The organism is Marinobacter sp. AC-23 (assembly GCF_001858325.1).
Taxonomy (GTDB): domain Bacteria; phylum Pseudomonadota; class Gammaproteobacteria; order Pseudomonadales; family Oleiphilaceae; genus Marinobacter.
Genome location: NZ_MBPP01000050.1, coordinates 1 through 17937 on the forward strand (window position 1 = coordinate 1; position 17937 = coordinate 17937).

General features: G+C 51.8%; 15 protein-coding genes, 1 tRNA gene and 2 pseudogenes. 8 read left to right on the top strand and 10 right to left on the bottom strand.

Annotated elements, in window-relative coordinates; translation table 11 throughout:
- On the bottom strand, positions 1-1413 hold a 1413-nt coding region (locus BCA33_RS15485), incomplete at its 3' end, for a SulP family inorganic anion transporter (RefSeq protein ID WP_083394791.1).
- Between the two features lie 79 nt (positions 1414-1492).
- Positions 1493-1693 carry a globin gene (locus BCA33_RS15490; protein ID WP_175469806.1) on the bottom strand — a complete coding sequence of 67 codons (201 nt, stop codon included), beginning with the start codon at positions 1691-1693 and terminating at the stop codon, positions 1493-1495.
- A gap of 194 nt (positions 1694-1887) precedes the next feature.
- Between BCA33_RS15490 and BCA33_RS15495 the strand changes: the two genes are divergently transcribed.
- The 3 genes and pseudogenes from BCA33_RS15495 to BCA33_RS15505 all read left to right on the top strand — a co-directional run bounded on the left by BCA33_RS15495 (position 1888) and on the right by BCA33_RS15505 (position 4302).
- Positions 1888-2634 carry a 5-oxoprolinase subunit PxpA gene (locus tag BCA33_RS15495; RefSeq protein ID WP_071267259.1) on the top strand — a complete coding sequence of 249 codons (747 nt, stop codon included), beginning with the start codon at positions 1888-1890 and terminating at the stop codon, positions 2632-2634.
- Positions 2634-3356, top strand: a complete 723-nt coding sequence (locus BCA33_RS15500; RefSeq protein ID WP_071267261.1) for an allophanate hydrolase subunit 1 — start codon at positions 2634-2636, stop codon at positions 3354-3356. The genes BCA33_RS15495 and BCA33_RS15500 overlap by 1 nt, the downstream gene beginning before the upstream one ends.
- Positions 3357-3385: 29 nt before the next feature.
- Positions 3386-4302 (top strand): annotated as a pseudogene (locus BCA33_RS15505) (biotin-dependent carboxyltransferase family protein).
- Positions 4303-4314: 12 nt separating this feature from the next.
- Here BCA33_RS15505 and sstT read toward each other — a convergent pair.
- Entirely contained in the window at positions 4315-5538 is a 1224-nt protein-coding gene (gene sstT / locus BCA33_RS15510; protein ID WP_071267263.1) for a serine/threonine transporter SstT, read from the bottom strand.
- 816 nt (positions 5539-6354) lie between these two features.
- Here sstT and BCA33_RS19925 point away from each other — a divergent pair.
- The 5 genes from BCA33_RS19925 (at position 6355) to BCA33_RS15530 (ending at position 10740) form a co-directional block, all read left to right on the top strand.
- Positions 6355-6720 carry a transposase gene (locus BCA33_RS19925; RefSeq protein WP_083394789.1) on the top strand — a complete coding sequence of 122 codons (366 nt, stop codon included), beginning with the start codon at positions 6355-6357 and terminating at the stop codon, positions 6718-6720.
- Positions 6717-7052 carry an IS66 family insertion sequence element accessory protein TnpB gene (gene tnpB, locus BCA33_RS15515; protein ID WP_071267281.1) on the top strand — a complete coding sequence of 112 codons (336 nt, stop codon included), beginning with the start codon at positions 6717-6719 and terminating at the stop codon, positions 7050-7052. Before BCA33_RS19925 ends, tnpB begins: the two co-directional genes overlap by 4 nt.
- A gap of 75 nt (positions 7053-7127) precedes the next feature.
- Positions 7128-8669, top strand: coding sequence for an IS66 family transposase (locus tag BCA33_RS15520; protein WP_071267265.1), 1542 nt, complete (start codon positions 7128-7130; stop codon positions 8667-8669).
- 237 nt (positions 8670-8906) lie between these two features.
- A complete protein-coding gene (locus tag BCA33_RS15525) occupies positions 8907-9554 on the top strand; it encodes a hypothetical protein (protein ID WP_071267267.1) in 648 nt (215 codons plus the stop codon).
- Between the two features lie 10 nt (positions 9555-9564).
- Positions 9565-10740, top strand: coding sequence for an ImmA/IrrE family metallo-endopeptidase (locus BCA33_RS15530; RefSeq protein WP_071267269.1), 1176 nt, complete (start codon positions 9565-9567; stop codon positions 10738-10740).
- Between the two features lie 477 nt (positions 10741-11217).
- On the opposite strand, the gene BCA33_RS15535 is transcribed toward BCA33_RS15530, so the two are convergent.
- The 7 genes and pseudogenes from BCA33_RS15535 to BCA33_RS15565 all read right to left on the bottom strand — a co-directional run bounded on the left by BCA33_RS15535 (position 11218) and on the right by BCA33_RS15565 (position 17583).
- Positions 11218-11742, bottom strand: a complete 525-nt coding sequence (locus BCA33_RS15535; protein WP_071267271.1) for a hypothetical protein — start codon at positions 11740-11742, stop codon at positions 11218-11220.
- A complete protein-coding gene (locus tag BCA33_RS15540) occupies positions 11739-12170 on the bottom strand; it encodes a helix-turn-helix transcriptional regulator (RefSeq protein WP_071267273.1) in 432 nt (143 codons plus the stop codon). Before BCA33_RS15540 ends, BCA33_RS15535 begins: the two co-directional genes overlap by 4 nt.
- Positions 12167-12604: a hypothetical protein gene (locus BCA33_RS15545; protein WP_071267275.1), complete on the bottom strand. Its 438-nt coding sequence runs from the start codon at positions 12602-12604 to the stop codon at positions 12167-12169. The genes BCA33_RS15540 and BCA33_RS15545 overlap by 4 nt, the downstream gene beginning before the upstream one ends.
- A 1165-nt stretch (positions 12605-13769) precedes the next feature.
- A tRNA-Phe gene (locus BCA33_RS15550) sits at positions 13770-13845 on the bottom strand.
- A 121-nt stretch (positions 13846-13966) separates the two neighbouring features.
- The gene (locus tag BCA33_RS15555; protein WP_071267277.1) at positions 13967-14239 is read right to left on the bottom strand and encodes an oxidative damage protection protein; all 273 of its coding nucleotides are present in this window, start codon (positions 14237-14239) and stop codon (positions 13967-13969) included.
- Between the two features lie 75 nt (positions 14240-14314).
- A pseudogene (gene mutY, locus BCA33_RS15560) lies at positions 14315-15379 on the bottom strand (A/G-specific adenine glycosylase).
- A complete protein-coding gene (locus BCA33_RS15565) occupies positions 15376-17583 on the bottom strand; it encodes an AsmA family protein (protein ID WP_071267279.1) in 2208 nt (735 codons plus the stop codon). Before BCA33_RS15565 ends, mutY begins: the two are co-directional and overlap by 4 nt.
- Positions 17584-17937: the final 354 nt, after the last annotated feature.

Below are 17937 nucleotides of genomic sequence, written 5' to 3' on the forward strand. Positions count from 1 at the left end.
TAACCGCGTTTTGAAATAGTCTTTGTTAGCGAAATACAACGGCGCATCGAAGCGGAAAATCAGCACGTCCTTGCGTACGCTGATGGTTTCGAATCGGTGTATATTTCGGTAAAGATCCTCTCCGTCGAGCTTGCCCAGCTCGGTCATGTGTGGCGTCGTGCTGTTGTATATCACCAGTATCAGCGACACGGCCACGCCCACCAGCAAGCCTTGTTGAACGCCCAGCAACAGTGTGATCACGAACGTGACCAACAGGATCAGAAATTCTTTCCTGTCTTGCTGGAACAGGGTTTTCATTTCTTTGTACTTGAACAGCCCCAGTACAGACATAACGATAATCGCGGCCAGGACGGCTTTCGGTAGGGGGTAGTCGGTAAATAAAGGCGTAAGAAAGAGCACCGTAACGGCAATCAAACCAGAGGAGACCAGGGCCGATACCTGAGTTAGCGCACCCGCCTCTCGCAGCGCGGCACTGCGTGAAAAGCTGGCAGAAACCGGAAAGCTGCGGAACATGGCGCCCAAGGCGTTGGCCAAGCCGAGTGCGATCAGCTCCTGGTTTGGCTGCACACTGCGTTTATCTTTGGTCGACTCCTGCGATTTGCATATCGACATGGTGCCTACAAAGCCCATCAATGCCACGGTAAACGCCACGGGCAACAGCTCGCCAAGCTTTGCAAAATCGAAATCAGGGAACTGCAGGGCTGGGAAGCCGCTTGGTACCGAATTAATTACGTCTACGCCTGCCTGCCCGGCGTGGAACAACCCCGACAGCAGCATGGTGCTAACCAGCAGGAAAAGCGCATGAGGTAGCTTTGGTACCAAGCGTTTGCAAAAAAAGATAAACAGCAGGCTTGTCACAGCAATGGCCACCGTTATGCGGTGCCAGTCACTTATGTTCAGCAACAATTGATAGCAAAGGTCCAGTACATTGGCGCTATCTACATGAACCCCCGTCAGGTTCTGGAGTTGGCTGCCAATAATGATAATGGCAGCAGCCGAGGTGTAGCCAACAACAACCGGGTAGGAGAGGAAGTTGACGATAAATCCAAACCGCAGCAGCCCGAACAGAAACTGAATCAAACCGACCAGTAGCGTAAGTTCCACAGCCAGCTGAAGGTAGCGATCTGAACCCGGCTCGGCGAGCACGCTGAGGCCAGAGAGAATAAGAATGGCGTCCAGCGCCACTGGGCCGATGGAAATCTTGTTGGAGGTCCCCAGCAGGGCGTACATAAGTGGTGGGAAGATCGAAGCGTACAGCCCGAACTCTGGCGGTAAACCAGCCAGCACCGCGTAGCCCATGCTTTGTGGTATTAGCATAACGCCAATAACCAGGCCCGATACCACGTCTCGCCTTAACGTATGGGCTGTATATCCCTGCAACCAAAGCAAGCCAGGCAGTAGTTTGTATAGCATAAACGCAGTTTTCGATTGAGGGCTGATCTCCAAGTGTGTGGAAATCACTTGGCTGAATCAAGAGGTATCAACTGGGCGTTCAGTAAGCTCCCCGAATCAGATCAATTCCCGGTGTAAGCACTTCTATCCAAGCGTCCCCAAGCTCCTTGGTGTAATCCGAATCGTGAAGACGTACGGTTTTCATCAGTGCGTCCAGCCACAATGAATGCCACTCGGGCTTGATGTTATAATGCGAACGGTTGTGGCTCTCGCCAAGAGCTTTTAGCTTACGTTCTGGCATGCCACCTGCGGTAAGGATTAACTGCAAAACGCCATTGGGTAGTGGTTGAGGGAGATTACTTCAGTTGAAATTTGTTAACGCTGAAAGGAACATAGCGCTGGCGGGGTCACGATTTGTTTTAATTTAAAGGGGCAGCTACCTTCAAATCAGAGGGTGTTGCTGAACACTGGGCCGGATAATAGAGGCGCGATAACATGACACAACTGCTGCTGAATGCGGACGTAGGCGAGAGCCTCGGCCCGTGGGTCATGGGAAACGACGCGGCGCTGATGCCGTTGTTGGACCTGGCAAATATCGCCTGCGGTTTTCATGCCTCTGACCCGGATATTATGCGCGCTACGGTGCGCCTGGCTTCAGAGCACGGCGTCACTGTGGGTGCACACCCGTCTTATCCGGATCTGGTCGGGTTTGGCCGCAGATCAATGGCTTGCACGCCAGAACAAGTAGAGAACCTGGTGCTCTATCAAGTTGGCGCTATGGCGGCTATGTGCAAGGCCGAGGGTGCCCAGTTGTTCTACGTTAAACCTCACGGCGCCCTGTACAACGACATGGCGGGTGATCACGCGCTGCTGGCTGCGGTGATGCGCGGGGTGCAGGCTTTTGGCTCAGAGCTTGTGCTTGTTGTTCCAGCCACTACAGAGCCCGAGCCTGTTTGGGCTCTGGCGCGGGAACATGGACTGAAATTGTGGTTCGAGGTGTTTGCAGACCGCGCCTACCACCAAAATGGTCGCCTGGTATCTCGTAGCAAGCAAGGCGCTGTTCACCACGATCAAAAGCTCATTGTTGAGCAGGCTATCTGCTTTGCAAAAGGGTTGCCGATACAGACGGTTGAGGGGCAAGACCTGCTTCTGCAAGCAGACACTCTGTGCGTTCATGGAGACAACGAGGCGTCGATACTTGCAGCACAAGCCATTCGCTCGGCACTGGCCACGGAGCGTTAATGAATGCTTACCCTCGGATTGAAAACGCGGGCGTAGGCGCTTGGCTGGTTCGCCTGTTTGATCGAATAGATGAAAACAACCTTGCCTCTGTGATGGCTCTTTGTCGTAAGTGCGAGGAAGCATTTGGTTCGGCGTTGGTTGATCTGGTTCCTTCGTATACTACCTTGCTGGTGCAATATGATCCCCGCCTCTTGCGGCCCGAACAGGCGCGCCTAAAACTGCAGGAGCTGCTTGCCCAGTTGTCACCAGCTGAGGTGAGTGGGGCAGAGAGTGGTGGCGGGCCTCTAAGAGAACTGCCAGTTTGGTACGAGCCAACGGTTGGCCCTGACTTGTTGCCCTTGGCAGAAAAAAATGCACTGAGCGTGGAAGCGTTGATCGAGCTACACGCAGGAACCGTGTATCAAGTGTTTGCTCTGGGTTTTGCCCCTGGCTTTGCCTTTATGGGATCTGTAGATCCTCGCCTTGAAGCCCCACGACTAGCTACGCCCAGGCCGAAAGTTTATGCCGGCAGCGTTGCTATTGCCGGTCTCCAAACCGCGGCCTATCCGTCTCCATCTCCAGGTGGCTGGAACCTGCTTGGACGCACGCCGGTGGTTTTGTTTGATCACCTCCGTGAACAGATGAGCTACCTGCAAGTAGGCGACCGCGTGCAAATGGTGCCAGTTAACAAGCAGGAATTTCTCAGATTGGGTGGCGACCCCACACCACAGGAGGACTCCTGACAGTGAAGCTTGCGGATGCGTTCAAGGTTATTAACGCCGGCCCTCTGGCTTCACTCCAGGATGCTGGGCGTTTCGGTGTGCGCCATCTTGGTATAACCCAAGGCGGTGCAGTGGATCTTCACGCCTGGGCCTGGGGCAACTACCTGGCCGGAAATGCCTGGGGAGCCTCCGCACTGGAGGTGACCTTGGTAGCCTGAGCCTGGAAGCCACTACAGACCTTTCTCTTGCTTTAACAGGCGCGGATCTCGGTACTACAGTGGATGGAGACTCTATTCAGAGCTGGGCAGCATTTCAGATGCGCGCTGGACAAGTGTTGGCATTTGCCTCGCCGCGCAATGGCTTGCGGGCTTATTTGTCCGTGGCCGGAGGGTTTCAGGCAGAGCCGGTGCTTGGCAGCCTTTCGGGCGTGGCACGGGAAAAGCTTGGAGGGCATTGTGGTGATGGGCGCCAGCTTGCCGTGGGTGACGTGCTCAGGTTCAATCATCAAGTGCACGGGGTTCGCCCAGGCACACGTCAAACGCCGGAGGCTGAAAAGATTGATTATGCTCAGCCGGCGGTATTGAATTTGGTTCTTGGTGCTCAGGTAGGGGAGTTTAGTGGCCGTAGTCTGTTTGATTTCTTCAATCGGAACTGGACAGTAGACAACCGCTCGGATCGAATGGGCGTACGCCTGAAAGGACCACTACTGAAGTGTGCTATAAACAACATGATTTCTGAAGGCTTGGCTTTGGGGGCGGTACAAGTTCCGCCTGACGGTCAGCCAATCGTGTTATTGAATGATCGCCAAACCATTGGCGGCTACCCAAGGCTCGGCACCCTGACGCCCCTATCCTGCAGTCGCCTGGCTCAGTGTAAGCCAGGCCAAAAGGTTACGTTTAGGCCAATCGCCGCGGAGCGAGCGCACCTCCAATATTTGGAGTTTCTGGCGCAGATTGCACACCCATAACGCTTTAGCCACTCATCCTTGCTTGGCTTCTGCCCGATGACACGCCGCCGCGGTGAACAGCACGTCGGTGGATGAGTTGAGGGCTGTTTCGGTGGAATCCTGTACCACGCTGATAACGAAGCCAATTGCCACCACCTGCATGGCAACTTCGGTAGGCACCCCGAACAGGCTGGTTGCCAGAGGAATCAAAAGCAACGAGCCGCCGGCCACGCCTGAAACGCCGCAAGCAGCCAAAGCCGCGACCACGGAAAGAATCAGTGCGGTGGGGAAATCAACAGGGATGCCAAGGGTATTCGCGGTAGCCAGGGTAATCACTGAAATGGTTATCGCGGCACCAGCCATGTTGATGGTCGCGCCCAGCGGAATAGATATTGAGTAGGTGTCGGCATCCAGCTTCATGCGCTCACACAGCGCAAGATTAACGGGTATGTTGGCTGCCGAACTGCGGGTAAAAAAAGCGGTGATCGCACTGCCGCGTAAGCATTCAAATACGAGCGGGTAAGGATTTCTGCGTGTTTGCCAGAATACCAGCAAGGGGTTTGTCACCAGCGCCACAAACAGCATGCAGCCCACAATAACCCCCAGTAGCTGGCCATACTCAAGTAGTGCACCAAGGCCCGCCTCTGCCAGCGTATTGGCAACCAGCCCGAAAATCCCCAAAGGCGCCAGGCGGATAACCCCACGAACGATGCCGGAGACTGCGTCAGAAAGATCGTTGAGGCCTTGGCGCGTGGATTCACTGGCGTTACGCAACATAAAACCCAGGCCAATCGCCCAGGCCAGAATAGCAATGAAGTTGGCCTCCATCAGTGCAGTGACAGGGTTGGCAACAGCGCTGAGTAGCAGGTTTGTCAGAATTTCCGCAATGCCCGAAGGCGGGTTACCGCTGACGCCTGAAAGGTCCAGAGTTAGCTCTGTCGGTATCAAGAAGCTGGCCACCACGGCAACCATTGCGGCCACAAGCGTCCCTACGATATAGAGCATTAACACGCCACGGATATGGGTGGGCTGTCCCTGCTTGTGCCCGGCTATTGCTGCAGCCACCAGCACAAAAACCAACACGGGGGCCACAGCTTTCAGTGCTAAGACGAACAGCTGGCCAAGAAGCGCCACAGACTGCGCAGCCTCGGGCGATATGATCACCAGCAGCACACCGGCAACAATGCCGAGTGCAATCTGAGAAACTAGCCCCAGGCGCATAATAGGGCGAAAAACAGAGCTCAATGCAGAAAACATGAAAACCTCAGGTTGTAGGTTTTGAAAGCGGACATGATTTGGTCGCCAGTTGAAAAAGTCGTCGAGTACGCAAGGCTGGGGAGTGTAAACGAGTTGTCGATTTGGTAAAACGGTTTGGGTTCCAATGTTTCTGAAGATACTGGTCTGGTTGGCGAACAGGGGGTTGGCGGGCTGCGCCGAAAACCTGTGCTGTGCTTACACAGCGCCTAAGGCTATCTACACAGTAACCCCAGAAACGAAAAGCCAACATCTAGGCGGGCGAACTTGTCGGAAATAATGGTGTCCTGGGGCCTTTGGAAACACCTTCATTTGTAACTGGTAGGTGTCACACTGATCGGGAGAAGTCCGCGTTCTAACAGTGTTTCAATGGGGTGAACGATGTCCTGACTCACAATATTCTCTGCAGTGGTTGTCGATAATATTGTCTCCTAGGCAATAATCGGCATCATTGGCTTTTTTTGTTCGTCATCATGAAAGAACTGCTTGGTGGCCGACCAACATTCAACGGTTCTTTCGATCCAATTCAACCGCCATCCACGGGTTCTAATGTTTCACCGAGTGATTACCTGGCCGGGCGGGCAAGACAGGAACAAATACGCTCAGAATAAGGCCGCCGGCAGCAAACTCGTGAACATACAGACCTGAGCGTGATACGCACTAACAGGCAAATGTGAGGAACCTGGACTGGAGAATTCCAAAGAGAGGGAGCTGAGCAGGAAATACCGCAATTTAGCGTAAGCGTCCGGCAAACCCATCTTGAGCCTGACTCCACAGCCTTCAAGATAGTGTCCACCTATTCTTTAGTGGACACTATCTATGAACAACGTAAGCGTAACCCGCCCTTACCGAAAGCGCCGTCGGCACGCTCCGGAATTTAAAGCTCGGCTGGTGGCCGAGTGCCACAGACCAGGAGCGTCTGTTTCCCGTATTGCCCTGGATAACGACCTCAACGCCAACCAACTTCGGCGCTGGATCAGAGAGTCGAAGCAAGTAGATGGAAGCCAACCTCCAGCCTTTGTACCAGTCTGTTTGTCAGCGGCGGGAGGGCATTCCACGAAGCCTGCCGATAAGAATCGCACCATCCGAATCGAGATTCCACGAGCCGGCGGCTCGGTTGTCGTGGAGTGGCCCGCCGATCAAAGTCGGCAATGTGCGGCGTTTCTACGCGAACTGTTGCCATGATCCGCATTGACGAGATCTGGCTGGCCACCGAGCCCTTGGATATGCGGGCTGGACCAGATACAGCGCTTGCGCGTGTCGTCCAGGTGTTCGGCTCAGCCCGACCCCATTGTGCGTATCTGTTCGCCAACAAACGGGGCAACCGAATGAAAGTGTTGATCCACGATGGTCTTGGTATATGGCTCTGTGCCCGTCGATTGAATCGCGGCAAGTTCCACTGGGGCGAAACCTGGCGTGGCAAGCAACTGTTATTAACGGACGAACAGTTGGCCGCGCTGGCTCAAGGGCTGCCGTGGCAGCGTCTCGGTGCCGCCGGCGTGATCTCAATTCTGTAACCACAAGCCGGTTACCCAGACCATCATCAGAATGGCGCATCGTCTTGGTGGCCATGGCTTGGCATACTGCTCGGTATGTCACAACGTCCCGATCTTAACCAGCTCTCTGCCGATCAACTCCGTGCCCTAGTCACGGATCTGTTCGATCGCGTAGAAAATAAGGATCGGGCGCTCGTACACCGCGATGCAGTCATCGAGAAACTGACCCACGAAGTGGCCATCCTTAAACGCCACAAGTTCGCCCGTCGCAGCGAACAACTGGATGCGGTTCAAGGTCGCTTGCTGGATGAGCTGATCGACAGCGACATTGCTGCCATTGAGGCTGAACTGGCACAACTCACAGCCGCCGAAACACCGCCCAAGCCAAAAGCACAACCCAAGCGAGCTCCACTGCCACCGGAGTTGCCCCGCACCCTGATCCATCACGAACCCGAGAGCACTCAGTGTCGCTGCGGCTGCCAGCTCAAGCGCATTGGTGAAGACGTGAGTGAGAAACTGGATTACGTGCCCGGCGAGTTCACAGTAGAGCGCCACATCCGTGGCAAATGGGCTTGTGTGCAGTGCGAAACCCTGACCCAGGCACCGGTGCCTCCGCAGGTTATCAATAAAGGCATTCCCACCGCCGGATTACTGGCTCAGGTGCTGGTGGCCAAGTACTCGGATCATCTACCGCTATACCGTCAAGAACGCATCTTCGGCCGTGCTGGTCTCGCCATCCCACGCTCCACTCTGGCGGAGTGGGTAGGCGCTTGCGGTGTGCAGTTGCAACCGCTGGTAAATGCTCTTAGAAATGCACTACTGGAACACGGCGTTCTGCACGCCGACGAAACACCGGTGAGCATGCTGGCCCCGGGCAAGAAGAAAACCCACAAAGCCTACGTCTGGGCCTATTGCACCACGCCGTTCTCGGGTCTGAGAGCCGTTGTTTACGACTTCGCCCCGACCCGGGCGGGCGAGCACGCTCGAACCTTCCTGGAAGGCTGGCAAGGCAAACTGGTTTGCGACGATTACTCGGGCTACAAGGCGGGCTTCGGCAACGGCATCACTGAAATCGGTTGCCTGGCTCACGCTCGCCGTAAGTTCTACGACCTGCACCAGGCTAATCAAAGCCAAATAGCGGCACAGGCCTTGGAATACATCGCCCAGCTTTACCAAGTCGAGCGGGAAACCAAAGATCTGCCACCGGATAAGCGACAGCAAATCAGAAATGAAAAAGCACGACCCATTGCCGATGCCCTGCATCAATGGGTGCTCGCGTACCGACAGAAAGTGCCGGATGGCTCCGGCACGGCCAGAGCCTTGGATTACAGCCTCAAACGCTGGGCAGCGCTGACGCGTTATCTCGACGATGGCGCAGTGCCCATCGACAATAACTGGGTGGAAAACCAGATACGCCCGTGGGCATTGGGTCGGAGTAACTGGTTGTTCGCGGGCTCACTGAGAAGCGGCCAACGCGCTGCCGCAGTGATGGCGTTAATCCAGTCCGCAAAGCTCAATGGGCATGATCCGTATGCCTATTTGAAAGATGTTCTGACGAAGCTGCCGACGCAGAAGAACAACGCCATTGATGAACTGTTACCGCATAATTGGAAGTCAGCGAGCATTAACAAAGTGTGATGGGCGGACGCTTACAATTTAGCGCGCTCCCGTTATAGTGCAAACCTGAGCTGAGATCATGCTAGGGAGGCCCTCATGCCAGTTTCTGAAAAGCAGATTTGCTCAGGCTTGCCTCCTAGGTAGTCTACGAAACCAGTCTGAACTTATCAGCTTGATATCAGGAGGGGCGTTACCTCTTTCTTAAGTTAAAAAAAAGATGGTAAAATCCGTTTTAGGAAAAAACAGATAGGGGGTTTCGTGACTAAACTTCAAGAGCAGTTACTTCAATATATTGCTTTTCACTTGGATCGAGAGTTGTTGCTGGGTGTTGAGGACTCTGTTCGGTCAGCATACAAAGCTGCGCATGAAGACACAGAGCGTAGGATCAAGCACACGCCAAAATCTCGTTACCGCTCTCAAGTTCGTCGATATCTTATTGATGACGCTCTGGCTGCGCTGAGTAGCCGTTTTGAGTCCAAGATCATAGCGACAGAGCCCAGAGGCGAGCATTACATTTTGCTCTGTTCCGGCAATATTACTCTCTCTCACATTGAGCTGCACGCTTCATCTAAACCGAGATTGGCAAAGCACCGGAAGCTGATGAGTCTGAAAAACGCAGTTCTAGAACCTCAAAATTATGATTTCTGGATGCAGCCACCACCAGACCTTGAAGACTCCTTGCACGTAGTTGCTACAGTGATCCATCCGAATCCAAAGGATAATGAACAACATCAGCCTGCACTTTTAAGCCTTACTGTGCCTTACACCGATTGGTCTAGCAATCACCTTGATGTGCCTCTTCAGGAGATTTATCCGTTTTTCCAGATGGGGGAAGAATCTAATCAGGTTGACACTGCTTGGCCAAGCCTTAAGATCGCGCTTCGCAAAGCGGAAGGTCTAGATTAGGTTAGTTGTCATGAGAGTAGGCATTCGAGAATTTCAACCACTTAGGTTAGCTCAGATTAGAGAGTATGCTGGTGTTACCAAAACTAGCATCGCTAATGCTCTTGGTGTGTCGCCTGCAACGTTGAGTAAATGGGAGTCCGGGCATCAGTTCCCTACCATAGAAAAACTTCGCGCGCTCAGTCTGTTTTTCGGAGTCAAAGATCGTTTTTTTCTTAAACCTTTGCCCGACTCTTCAGAGAGGCCTGCGTTTTATCGTTCAATGGCGAACGCTACGAAACTAGCTAGGCAGACTGCAAAGGTAAAGCTGGATTGGGTAGCGGAAATATCGAAGTTTTTGGAAGCTTGGGTCGATTGGCCGCAACTAAAACTCCCAAAACTCCATGCTGGAAGTTTTCTGTCACTTGATGATCGTGATATTGAGCTTATAGCGGCCGATGCAAGGCGCGTCATGGGTTTAGGAAAAGGCCCTGTTAATGATGTACTTCTTGCTTTAGAAAGTTCGGGAATCCTTTGTGCTGCTGATCAGCTTGGTTTTGCTAACATGGACGGTGTTTCGTTATGGAGCAGTTTAACTAATAGGCCATATATTTTTATCGGAAGAGATAAAGCAAATCCAATAAGGAACCGTTTTGATGCGGCTCATGAGTTAGGACATGTTATCTTGCATCAGCATGTAGGTTTAAAAAGTTTCAGAAAGTATTACAAAGAAATTGAGCGTCAAGCTGATTATTTCGCTGGAGCGTTTCTTTTGCCGGCAGAAAGTTTTTCATGTGATATTAGTATTCCAACTTTGGACTCTTTTTTGGCAATTAAAACGCGCTGGAAAGTCTCTGTTGCTGCAATGATTATGCGTAGTTATCAACTCGGTATAATTGATGAGTACGATAAAATGCGGTTTTTCAAGGGTCGCTCTGCAAGAGGTTGGACAAAGGCTGAGCCATTAGACTGTGATTTTTCATTTGAATCGCCAAAGCTTTTGTCGAGAGCATTTCAGATGCTAAACGAGAATAATCTGATCTCTAAGTCAGAAGCTCTTCACTCAATTGGATTGCCTGCGAAAGAGATTGAGTCGTTGTCAGGTCTTCCTCGTGGGTATTTTTCTGACTCTTCTGCTGAAGCTTCTATTTCGCCAACAATTAAAGGGTCTTCAGGTAGTAATGTCTATCCTATTTCATCCTGCTCCTAGCCGGGTGCACTGCGCTCTTTCTTAACTGAGGGTGCATTTTGATGTAGTCGTCTCCCTATATGTTGAATAGCTCCCAGTGAACGACAACGCCGGCCGCGTACTGGATTAATTTCAAGGTGTTAAAGCAACGATCCCGGATTCAGTTTTGCTTCGTCGTGAGCAACTGCCCACCCGTGGTGCGTTACCCGTTCAGGTTTATAAAGGTATCTGGCTATAGCTCAGAGGCACCTTGCAGAGAGTGCTGGGCTACTCGGACATAACACTGATTATGCGATGCGCTCAGTTTTCCTCGGATCACATTGCCACAATTCATCACTATTCCCTTATATAGCCCCACTATATTTTAATGTGTCTATATGTTGTGTTTTTTCTAATTAGGGCTAGTCTTGATTCACAAGTTGCTGAGTGAGATAAACCCTATATACAATCGCGCGAATAGAGTCAGTCATCTGGCGAGGTTTCTATTCGCTAGAGTGATTATTTTTTGGGCTGATGTTTTGGATTTACTAAATTTCTCTGCTTAAGAAGCTTGACGTGAAAATAGGGGGCCCCCATTCTCCAGCCCATTTGTTGAACGAACTCTCGCCAATAGGGCCAAACGTTAAAGATAGCATTCTTTTGATGGAAGATATTTTCTTCGTCCTTCGACAATGACTCCTTAGCATCGTAAAGAGCAACAAAGTGAGTCCGAATTTCAGCGCAGATGAAATCTGTCGAATCGCTCTCCCTCGCGTGTTCGATGTCATCCTTATGGATCAGTCGAATTCCTGCCATTATTTTAAACCCATACTGTAGAGAGTCATTTGAGTCTCCGCTTTGTGTAGGCTTGGCAAAAGTTTGAGTAATATAATCGTTCAGCTCTTCATCTGATGGAGCGAAGTTGTCACGCACAAAAGTTTTCGATTCTCTTACTAGTACAGATTGAATCTCTAGCTTCGAAATAGCTGAATCGAGAAGCTCTTGGTTACGCTTCAGATCCTTTGAATCGCTCTCGCTAATCATGCTTCCGCTACGTCCTCGAAATTGTTTTGCCAATAATTGTGGTCATTGCCTGCATTGCAAAAGTCAAAATCAATCACATTAAGCCTTTCTGAATAATATGGGGCTCTTTGGCTAGAGACCTCATCTTCGAAGTAAAAGGCTTCTTTGTCGGTCCACTTAGGGTTTGAGCGCGCATCCCGCACCGAATACTCATCGCCAATGCGAACATCTACGCCAATTTCGAGCTCGAAACAGATGGACGCGAGTGTCCTCAAGGTCATGTTAGCGTCGCCGCTTAGCATGCTTGAGATCCGGCTTTTTGATTTATTCAATTTTCTTGCAAGTTCTGCCTTGGTGATTTTGGCATCTTCCATCGCAATAAGAATATCTTCAGTGACGTTGAAGATAAGAGTGTCCTGTGCCTCTTGACGTTCAATCGCTTTACTCATTTTTTCACCTCGTGACTGAAGAAGTTATTCCGCACTTGCTCGGTGTCTTTCCCATCTAGCTTCTGGTAATTTTTGAAGCGATAGTGGCTAACATACACAAGGCCCTTCTCATACGGCGAGTACCAAAAATATGATCTGATAGGCTTCTTCTTGAATGCGTAATAATGGATATCACCGTTCCCTGGTCCTGCGTCTGCCGTCCCTTGAATGCCTGCTTCGCGCACCGGGCAGCTGTCCCCTGAAAGCCTTTCGCCATCAACTAGTCTTTGGTAGGTCAGCTTGAGATAGGTTTCGATCGTTCTTTTTTTGTTAGTCGGAGCCACATGGGACATTGCTTCGTCATAGCTTTTCTCCGACTTCATGCAGTGAGTAAGGTTACACTTAGAGCCTTTCCAGTCTCTAACCACATGTTTTTGTTTTAAATGTTCTTCCATGAGATCTCTATCGTTCATATATATGTTAACTTACTGCGCAGGTAGGTCAAGCAAAGGTTGATAACATTTTGTAATTAGAGAGTGTCGGTATACGGAATACCAGCGTAGCATCCTACAGAGGTATACCCGCGCACAGCAACCGAACTTGGAGCCCGTTTCTATGTAGATGGATTTCGATGAATGCTACTAACACTGAGCGCCGCGGCATTTCTAAAGCAGTGAATGCGTAGGGGTGTGATACTAATTGGCGCCCCCGAAAGGTCTTTTTCACAGTGAGTTTTTCTGCTCAGTTTTTGAGCAGACGTTGCCTTTGAAAGAGTGTCTTTTTTCGAGCTCTGGGACGTTGCGACTCGGCAAAGTGCAGGTCTGCTATTTCTCCGGGTTTGATATCCAGATTGAGGTCACGCCTGACATAATTCCATTTCGTGATTCGGTCACTCTTTGAACCTGTCACGCCTGTTTGAGTCGATTGATGGGATGACTCCTCTTGGTCGCTGAAAAACCGGGACAGATTTATTTACTAGCAAGTTTTTCCGGCGTGAAGCTTTTAAATTAAATCTGTCCCGGTTTGTAGACGTTGTAAATCGTCGTCTGTCAAGGTAGTTGGCACCTGGTTTATTTAGGCTCTAATGAGCCGCGTATTGCTCTTTAACAATTTGCTCTTCCGGTAGCGGGTTCAGCCACACGGCGCCGTCTTTGCCTGCTCGTTTTTCAAACGATGCCACAAGTTAATCCTCCGAGCAGATGGAAGGCTGGTGAGTGATATGCTGGAGTTGCCATTGGCGATCTCGGTATCAGGTTGCTGGTGGTTGCTAAGTTGATGTTGGCGCACCAGCTTGGCTCTTTTCTGACTATAGGTCACAACACGAGGCAATGGCAGCAAGGGGGTGTTTAATCCTCAGTTGTTTTTAAATAACTAATTGAAATTAGAGAAAAATAGTTGTTTTCAGTGTGTGCTTTGGGCACTGGTGGGACAGTAAGGGTGAAAAAAACTGGCGTTTGGACTGGTTTGAAGTGTCCCGGCGGGACAGTGGATTGCTTGCTGATTTGGGGAGGGGAGTCGGGAGGCTTTGCGGTTTTTTGTGGCTTAGTGTCCCGTGAGTGTCCCATTGGGCAACCTAGGAACAACAAAGCCCGCACAAGGCGGGCTAAATCATTGAAATAATGGTGCCCGGAGGCGGAATCGAACCACCGACACGAGGATTTTCAATCCTCTGCTCTACCGACTGAGCTATCCGGGCATGTTGCTTTACTGCTGTGCAACGGGGCGCTATTAAACCGGTTTCAGTGTGGTGAGTCAAGGCCGACCCGGAAAAATACCTGAATCTTTTCAGGGTTGATCAGGCTTTGATCAAATCGGTGTTATTGCTCCGGTGGCACATAACCTTCGGCTTTGTCGAAAGGTTCGTTATTGAAGTAGTGCCCCATCTGCGCCTGCAGGTATTTACGGGTGTTAGGATCCATCAGGCTCAGGTGCTTTTCGTTAATCAGCATAGTTTGCTCGTGCTGCCATTCTTCCCAAGCTTGCTTGGAGATATTCTCGAAGATGTCCTGGCCCTTTGCGCCGGGCATGGGTGGGAAATCGAGGCCTGCCAGTTCTTTCTGGTGTTTACGGCAAAAAACGGTGCGGCTCATGATCGCTCCTGTTGTCGTAGGTAAGTGGCTGGATGATAACAGATAGTGTCAATTGCGCCAGCGGGCGCTGTGTTATCAGAGCAGGGTGGTCTGTTCCGGGCTTGTGAGAAGCGTTCGGATCGGTGCAGGTAGGCCCAGGCTAATGCCTCGTGCCTGTGCAGCCATTTCTGCTGGGCATCATCCTCACCGTGTTTTGCCCGGTTACGCCCAAACGGGCGGGCTGGATATGCAGATGGTAGTGGGAAAACGTATGGCGAAAGCCACTGATCAACTCGGGCTCTGTGCAGTCAAATCCAAGGTTCTGTTCGCACGCCTCCTGCAGCTCGTCTGCGCCATAGGCCGGGTCCAGTTCCGGTAGGCTCCACAGGCCGCCCCAAATGCCGCTGGGCGGTCGCCGTTCCAGCAGAATACGGCCTTCGTGATCTTCCAGTATAACCATCCAGGTGGTTTTTTCAGGCTTCGCCTTTTTAGGTTTGGAGCCGGGGTAAAGGCTGGTCTCGTCTCTGGCATATGCGGCACAGCCCTTTTGCAGAGGGCAGTCACTGCAGGCTGGTCGGCTGCGGGTGCATACCATCGCACCCATATCCATTATGCCTTGCGTGTAATCCCGGATGCGTTCATTTGGCGTGTGTGCTTCTGCGTGTACCCAGAGTTGTTTCAGCACTGAGGTTTGCCCGGGCCAGCCGGGAACAGCGTGATAGCGGGCCAGTACTCGCTTTACATTGCCGTCGAGAATGGCGGCGCGCTTGCCAAATGCCTGAGCAACGATTGCCGCTGCAGTGGAACGGCCGATGCCTATTAGAGTTTCCAGTTCTTCTTGGGTGTCTGGAAACACACCGCCAAAATTGTCCATAACCGATTGCGCGGCTTTCTGCAGGTTGCGTGCGCGGGCGTAATAGCCAAGCCCGGACCAGTGGCTGAGTACGTCATCAACCGGCGCTTTCGCAAGAGACTGCACATCGGGAAAGCGTTCCATGAACGCTTTGTAGTAGGGGATAACGGTTGCAACCTGGGTTTGCTGAAGCATGATTTCAGAAACCCAAACCCGATAGGCGTTGCGATTGTGGTGCCACGCAGGTCGTGCCTGCCGTGTTGGTCGTACCAGGCTAAAAGGTTTTCAGAAAAGTGGCCTGCGGTCACTTGAACAGGCCTTTGAGTGCGTCTTTAACCTTATCGCCACCGTCTTTACCAAGCTTCTCTTCCAGCTTTTCACGTACTTTTTCTTCAGCTTTGCCTTTCGCTTTATCCACTTCTTCTTTGGCTTTTTTCTTTGCGGCATTCGAGGCAATGGTTTTCAGTGTGTCGCGGAAGCGCGAGCCGTCGAAGGAGCAAAGGCTGGCTGCGCCTGCGGAGAAATCACCACGGCACTCCACAGGTATAACCACGTCTTCCACGTACTCCGTCACCCGGCAGGCGTTGTCGCGGTGAATATCACCCACAATGCGCAGGCCTAGCTCGTAATCAACCAGGGTCTTCTTGAGATCCACAGTACCGTTGCCTTCAAGCTTCATGCCGGCCATTAAGGCGGTAAGGTCTGTGTTGTCGAGAGTGTTGCCGTTGATATCCAGTACGCCGTGCATGTCGTCGAATGGGGTTGTGTCGCCCCAATTATCCGTTGTCAGCTTGTCTTGGTTAACCAAGGCGATGCCTTGGCAAGCCATGCGGGTCAGATTCATTTTGCGGAATTCACCCTTGGCAAGGTCGAAGCTGATCTGGCCGTCGGCATTCTCTCTCAACAGCGACATACGGTTGCCGGATGTGGTGGCATTAATTTTGAGGTTGGCGCCACCGGCGAGCATGGTTACTTCTGCCAGATCAGCCAGTAGGGGGAGCGTCTGTACGTTGGCGACGTCGGAGTTCACCGACCACTTGGGCGTGTCGCTGCGAGCATCAATCGTTACATCGGCGCCAAAGCTGCCTTCGTAAAGCTTACCGCTGAACTCGTCAACTTTTAACAGGCCGTTGGTGGCGGTTGTGCTGGCTTTAATTTCGTTGATGGTCAGGTTGCTTACAATCAATTCGCCCAGTCCGAAGTCGATATCCAAAAGCAGGCCGCGCAGGGTTTCCAGTGGCAACAGGTCGCCCTCTGGGGCGGCGCTTGCAGTTTTTGTCGGGGCATCGCTTTCAGTTTCTGTGCCCTCTGCTTTGGGTGGCAGGTAGCGATCGGCGTTGAGTTTGTCGCCCTGGAGGTCAAACACAATGCCGCCGTTGTCGAGGTTATAGCTGCCGGAACCTTTGAATGTGGTGTCATCCAACGTGATCAGCAGGTCAGACAACGCAGGTTTGCCTGCAGCGCCGCCGATGTTGGTAGAAAAGGCGACGGCTTTAAGGACTTCCTCGTCGGTTGTCTGAATGGCGGGCTGCCCAAGATTTTCGAGCAGCTCCTTGAGGGAGAATTCGCTGATGGCCACGTTGCCCTTAAGAGTGGGTTTGTCGCCAAAGCCTTTAACATCAAGGTTGGTGTTGAGGGTCAGGTTTGCGAGGCTGGCGGTAAAGTCGCTCAGGGTCGCGGATTCGTTTTCCAGGTTGGCTTTGGCTGAACCGCCCAGTTTGGCCGTTACGGATTTGCCTGCAAAAGCTTCGCCGTTCATTTTGAATTCCGCTTCCAGGCCGGAAACGGAAAAATCGTTCAACGCCTCATTGGCCGCCAGGCGCGCTTGGATGCTCCCGTCTACAGAAAACTGTGGTTGCGTTGTTTCTACACGAAAGCCAACTTCAAGCGGGAATTCAGAGCCCAGGGTAATGTTGCTGGCGTTTACCGTGAAATCTTCAAGTGTCACCGTCTGGCCAGTTTGCAGGTCGCTATAATGTACCTGTGCATTGCTGATCTGGACGTTCTCGACATTGAAATTCAGAGGCTCACTGCTGCCTTGCTCGCCGCCGGTTTCCGCGGTGGTTGGCTGTTCCGGCTTGCTGGCAACGTCCTGCTTGTCCTTCTGCGCGACATCGCCTGCCGGCTCCGGCATGATGCGAGTCCAGTTGCCTTCGCCCTGTTCATTAACCGTCAAGCGCGCATCAAGGCCATCCAGAACAAAGGTACTGACCTGTGGCGACATGGCAATCAGCGACCAGAAATCGACTTGCGCCACCAGTTGCTTCAGTGCAATCAGGCGCTCACCGTCCAGAGTGGCTTCTACATCGTTCAGTTCAAGCCCGAGAGGAATGAAAGACCAGCCGATATCGCCGTCCAGGATGAGGTCCAGGTTGGTTTTTTCTTCAACCACCTTTTCGATTTGCGGTTTGTAGTCGTTCGGGTCGATAACGACCATGGCAATTGCAATCGCGGCAATGGCGAGAACGACAAGTGCAACGATGGCGATTAGCGCATAACGTATGGCTTTCATGGTTGAGGCTTCCTTTCTTTTTACGGGAGCATTCAGGATTCAAGGCGAATCCGGGCGCGAATTGTCTAAAGGATAACGCAGGGTTAACAAATTAACAGGGTATGAGTATGACAATGCGGTAGTGTTGGGCCAAAATGCATTCATTGTTTTCTAATCAAGCTAGTGCGTATAGACATAAAAAGTAGTACGTATAACCATAAAAAGGAGTTCGCTGTGGCTATTACTGTTTCGATTGAGCTGAACCGGGAGCTTGAAATTCCTGCCAGCTATGATGAGGTTTTTGCGTTGCTTGCCGATGTGCCGCGCTCTGCAAGCCATTTTCCCAAAGTACATAAACTGACGGATCTGGCGACA

Bases quoted from the DNA above. Each gene is read 5' to 3' on its own strand.
- BCA33_RS19925 (WP_083394789.1), top strand. From the start codon at position 6,355: ATGAACAACGTAAGCGTAACCCGCCCTTACCGAAAGCGCCGTCGGCAC.
- BCA33_RS15535 (WP_071267271.1), bottom strand. From the start codon at position 11,742: ATGATTAGCGAGAGCGATTCAAAGGATCTGAAGCGTAACCAAGAGCTT.
- BCA33_RS15565 (WP_071267279.1), bottom strand. From the start codon at position 17,583: ATGAAAGCCATACGTTATGCGCTAATCGCCATCGTTGCACTTGTCGTT.
- BCA33_RS15540 (WP_071267273.1), bottom strand. From the start codon at position 12,170: ATGAGTAAAGCGATTGAACGTCAAGAGGCACAGGACACTCTTATCTTC.
- BCA33_RS15545 (WP_071267275.1), bottom strand. From the start codon at position 12,604: ATGGAAGAACATTTAAAACAAAAACATGTGGTTAGAGACTGGAAAGGC.
- sstT (WP_071267263.1), bottom strand. From the start codon at position 5,538: ATGTTTTCTGCATTGAGCTCTGTTTTTCGCCCTATTATGCGCCTGGGG.
- BCA33_RS15555 (WP_071267277.1), bottom strand. From the start codon at position 14,239: ATGAGCCGCACCGTTTTTTGCCGTAAACACCAGAAAGAACTGGCAGGC.
- BCA33_RS15490 (WP_175469806.1), bottom strand. From the start codon at position 1,693: ATGCCAGAACGTAAGCTAAAAGCTCTTGGCGAGAGCCACAACCGTTCG.
- tnpB (WP_071267281.1), top strand. From the start codon at position 6,717: ATGATCCGCATTGACGAGATCTGGCTGGCCACCGAGCCCTTGGATATG.
- BCA33_RS15530 (WP_071267269.1), top strand. From the start codon at position 9,565: ATGAGAGTAGGCATTCGAGAATTTCAACCACTTAGGTTAGCTCAGATT.
- BCA33_RS15500 (WP_071267261.1), top strand. From the start codon at position 2,634: ATGAATGCTTACCCTCGGATTGAAAACGCGGGCGTAGGCGCTTGGCTG.
- BCA33_RS15495 (WP_071267259.1), top strand. From the start codon at position 1,888: ATGACACAACTGCTGCTGAATGCGGACGTAGGCGAGAGCCTCGGCCCG.
- BCA33_RS15520 (WP_071267265.1), top strand. From the start codon at position 7,128: ATGTCACAACGTCCCGATCTTAACCAGCTCTCTGCCGATCAACTCCGT.